3 protein-coding genes are annotated in these 4,701 nt (G+C 63.8%); all 3 read left to right on the plus strand.

Features of this window, described 5'->3' with window-relative positions:
- Nucleotides 1-697: methyl-accepting chemotaxis protein (locus JWP26_RS08280; protein ID WP_299725637.1), on the plus strand; the 697-nt coding region annotated here is incomplete at its 5' end.
- A gap of 547 nt (nucleotides 698-1,244) precedes the next feature.
- Nucleotides 1,245-3,023, plus strand: a complete 1,779-nt coding sequence (locus JWP26_RS08285) for a methyl-accepting chemotaxis protein (protein WP_299725642.1) — start codon at nucleotides 1,245-1,247, stop codon at nucleotides 3,021-3,023.
- Between the two features lie 121 nt (nucleotides 3,024-3,144).
- Nucleotides 3,145-4,701 (plus strand): globin-coupled sensor protein (locus JWP26_RS08290; protein WP_299725645.1); only part of this gene is annotated, 1,557 nt, incomplete at its 3' end.

The raw sequence follows: 4,701 nt of genomic DNA on the forward strand, positions 1-4,701 counted from the left end.
CGACATGGTCTCGCGGGCCGCCGAAGATGGCGGAACCGTGATGGGCCGCGCCACCCATGCGATGGAGCGGATCACGCAATCCTCTGGCAAGATTTCCAACATTATCGGACTGATCGACGACATCGCGTTCCAGACCAACCTGTTGGCGCTGAACGCGTCGGTGGAAGCGGCGCGGGCCGGCGATGCCGGCAAGGGCTTTGCGGTGGGCGCCGTGCAAGTGCGGCGGTTGGCGCAATCGGCGGCCAGCGCTTCGGCGGACGTCAAGGCGCTGATCGAGCAGTCGGCGGTCGAGGTTGCGGGCGGCTCCAAGCTGGTGTCGAGCGCAGCCGAGCAGTTGGCGGCGATGCAGCAGGCGGTCGAGGAAAACTCGGCGCTGATGCAGCACATCGCTCGCGCCAGCCGCGAGCAGGCAGCGGCGATCGACGAAGTGTCGGTGGCGGTGCGCACCATGGACGAAATGACCCAGCACAACGCCGCCCTGGTGGAAGAAACCAATGCGGCGATCGAGCAGACCGAGGCGCAGGCCAGCGAGCTCGACCGGGTGGTGGATATCTTCACCCTGGCCGACGAGGCCCCGGCGGCCCGTTCCCGCCCGGCGGCGCCAGTGCGTCAGGCAGTGGACAAGGTGCGCTCCGCAGCGCGCTCCTATCTGAGCCAGGGCAATGCGGCTATCGCCAAAGACTGGAGCGAGTTCTAGACCAATCGCTATTCAGCTGAGGCCGGTCTGCAAATACTAGCTTTCTGCGCTTCCGGTCCTCACGTACCCAAACGTACGCTCCGGTCCGGTTCTCGAAAACCAGCATGTTCGCTGGCGCGGACCTTCGGTTCGACTCGGCCTGAGCAGAAATATCGATCGGTCTCGAGCCTTACACAACCGAATGCAAAGGGCGCCTCTGGCGCCCTTTTTTTGTGCCTATCAGGTGCTTTACCAGGTCTTAACGTCAGACCTCTATATTGTGCCGTGGACGCAGGAAATCTCGAAGCCGCCAGTATGACCTGGTGGGTTTTTCATGAGGATTTTCATGTCGGCCGTTTTCCCAATTCATTGCTGGTATTGCCCAATAGAGTTTTGCCGCGGGGCGCCTCTGCTCTTGCCGCAGCATGCCGCTCGTCTCACCCAGTCGGGCCTAGCGAGCTACGCAGTTTCCAGAGCCACATTCCGAGAGCGCCATTAACCGCGTTGTTCTTATCCTATGCGGCGCGCCGAAGAAGTCGGCAGCGGCCAAGGCTGGAGGGCCTGTTCGATGACTGGGTTTAACTTATTCTCGCGCGCCGCACGTCTCGACGATCGCTCCAAGGTGGAGGCGATCATGCGCTCGCAGGCGGTGATCGAATTCAATCTGGATGGGACGATCATCACCGCCAACGATAATTTCCTGGCGACGCTCGGCTATGCGCTGGACGAAATCGCCGGCAAGCATCACCGCATGTTCGTCGAGCCGGAATTTGCCGCCGGCGCGGACTATCACCGCTTCTGGCAGGAACTGGGGCAGGGCAAGTTCCAGTCGGGCGAATACAAGCGCATCGCCAAGGGCGGCAAGGAAGTGTGGATCCAGGCCACCTATAATCCGGTCTTGAGCAAGGCGGGCAAGGTCCTCAAGGTCATCAAGTTCGCCACCGACATCACTGCGCAGAAAAACCGTGCCGCCGACAACGCCGCCCAGATCGAGGCGATCTCGCGGGCGCAGGCGGTGATCGAATTCAACCTCGACGGCACGGTGCGCCAGGCCAACGAGAATTTCCTGTCCGTGGTGGGCTATGCGGCCGGCGAAATCGTCGGCAAGCATCACCGCATGTTCTGCGATCCAGTATTTGCCGCCAGCCCCGCCTATGCGCAGTTCTGGGAGCGGTTGCGGGCCGGCGAATACCAGGCGGCCGAGTTCCAGCGCTTCGGCAAGGGCGGCAAGGAAGTGTGGATCCAGGCCTCCTACAATCCGATCCTCGATTCCAGTGGCAAGCCCGTCAAGGTCATCAAGTTCGCCACCGATATCACCGAGCGCAAGCGCGCCGAGGGCATTATCGCCCAACTGACCTCGAGCCTGGCCAAAATGGCCGAGGGCGACCTAACCGGGCGGGTGGATACGCAATTCACCGGCCAGTACGAGCAATTGCGGCTGGCCTTCAACGGCTCGCTCGAGCGGCTCCTGGACATCGTCACCAGCCTGCGCGGCACGTCGCGCTCGCTCAAGACCGCGACCGGGGAAATCCTGTCCGGCGCCAACGATCTGGCGGAGCGCACCACAAGGCAGGCGGCGACCATTGAGGAGACGGCAGCCTCGGTCGAGCAACTGAGTGGCGCGGTGCTGGAGAACGCCAAGCGGGCGGCCACGGCCAGCAGCAAGGCCAAGTCGGTTTCCGCCAATGCCACCGACGGTGGCGCGGTGATGAAGCAGGCCAATGAGGCCATGGGGGCGATCGAGACCTCGTCGGCCAAGATTTCCAACATCATCGGGCTGATCGACGACATCGCGTTCCAGACCAATCTGTTGGCGCTGAATGCGTCGGTGGAAGCCGCCCGTGCGGGCGACGCCGGCAAGGGCTTTGCGGTGGTGGCCGTGGAAGTGCGGCGGCTGGCGCAATCGGCGGCGCAGGCATCTAGCGAGGTCAAGGTCTTGATCGAGGCCAGCGCTACCGAGGTCCGCAATGGCTCGCGGCTGGTAGGACAAGCGTCCGAGAAGCTGCTGGATATCCTGGTCGGCGCACAGGAAAGCTCCAGCCTGATCGACTCCATCGCCCAAGCCAACAAGGAGCAGTCCTCGGCGCTGGAAGAGGTTTCGGTCGCGGTGCGGCAGATGGACGAGATGACCCAGCACAATGCGGCGCTGGTGGAGCAGACCAATGCGGCCATCGAGCAGACCGAAGCGCAGGCCAATGAGCTGGATGGCATTGTGGACGTGTTCAAGCTGGACGGCGGCGGCCAGGCTCAGGTGACCAGCATGTCCCGGTCCGCGCGCCCCAAAATGGTGGCGGCAGGGCGCAGTTCGGGCAATACGGCGCTCGCCACAAACTGGGCCGAATTCTAGTAACTTGTTGGGATCGTAGTACTTTATTTACCATGATGGCTTGAAAACAGGCGGGCTTGACCTCGATCAAACCGGGTTATCCGGTGGCGAGGCAAGCTTGCGTTTTCACCGAGCCATTGCCATGACCAAACCTGTTTCCCCGACCAACGCAGAGCTGCAGTCGCGCCTGGATTTCATCGGACTGGACGCTGCGGCGCGTGCCCGCCTCGCCCAGTCGCAGCCCCACATTTCCAAGCATCTGGAGCCGGCGCTGTCGGCTTTCTATGACAAGCTGGCGGCGGTGCCGGCGGTTGCGTCCTTCTTCTCGGGCCGCCCGCAAATGGACCGGGCCAAGGGCAAGCAGGTCGGCCATTGGCAGGCCATGGCCTCGGGGCAGTTCGACGATGCCTATCTGCAGGCCAGCACCAAGGTGGGGCTGGTCCATGCGCGGATCGGGCTGGAGCCGCGCTGGCATATCGGGGGCTATGGTCTGGTCCTCGAAACCCTGGTGCGCGGGGTCGTGCATGACCTGATGGCCGAATTGGTGGCCCCGCAAAAGGGCGGTTTTGGCCGCACCAAGCCGCTGGACCCGGCCGCGGTGCTGGCCGGCAGCGACGCCATAGCGGTCGTCGTGACCGACATGATCAAGGCGACGCTGCTGGATATCGACATCGGGGTTTCGGCCTATTTCGACAAACTCACCAGCGATGCCAAGGCATCCGAGGACGCCGCCGCCGCCAAGATCAACCGCGCCGTGACGCTGACCGGGGCCGTGCTCAAGGACGTGGCAGCGGGCGAGTTGCGGAGCCGCATCGAAGAGGCGTTTGAGCCCGAATTCCAGCAGATCAAGGACGACACCAACGCGGTGGTCGAACAGCTGGCCACTATCGTGGCGCAGTTGCAGACCACCTCCCGCTCGCTCAAGACCGCGACCGGGGAAATCCTGGCCGGTGCCAATGACCTGTCCGATCGCACCACGCGGCAGGCGGCCACCATCGAGGAGACCACGGCGGCGGTCGATCAATTGTCGTCGGCGGTGATGGACAATGCCAAGCGCGCCACGACCGCCAGTGGCAAGGCGCTCGCTGTGTCGCGCAGCGCGACCGAAGGCGGCGCGGTGATGGAACAGGCCAATGGCGCCATGGCAGCCATCGAAACCTCATCGTCCAAGATTTCCAACATTATAGGGTTGATCGACGATATCGCGTTCCAGACCAACCTGTTGGCGCTGAACGCGTCGGTTGAAGCCGCGCGGGCCGGCGAGGCCGGCAAGGGCTTTGCGGTGGTGGCGGTCGAGGTCAGGCGCCTCGCGCAATCGGCGGCGAGCGCCTCGGCCGAGGTGAAGGTGCTGATCGAGCAGAGCGCCAAGGAAGTGTCGGGCGGCACGCGGCTGGTGGCGGAAGCCGCCGCGAAGCTCCACGACATCTCGCAGGCGGTGCAGGACAACAGCCATCTGATGCTCGACATCTTTGCGGCGAGCCGCGACCAGTCGTCGGCGATCGGGGAAGTCACCACCGCCGTGCGGCAGATGGATGAGATGACGCAACACAATGCGGCGCTGGTTGAAGAGACCAACGCGGCGATCGAGCAGACCGAGAACCAGGCGTCCGAGCTCGATCAGATCGTCGAAGTGTTCAAGCTCGACGGCGAACGGGCGCAGACCGCCCGCAGTACGAGGCCCGGCGCGCGCCGCGCGGCG

The organism is Devosia sp., from assembly GCF_028290435.1.
Lineage (GTDB): Bacteria > Pseudomonadota > Alphaproteobacteria > Rhizobiales > Devosiaceae > Devosia.

Coding starts and splice junctions, on each gene's coding strand:
- JWP26_RS08285 (WP_299725642.1), top strand. CDS start 1,245: ATGACTGGGTTTAACTTATTCTCGCGCGCCGCACGTCTCGACGATCGC.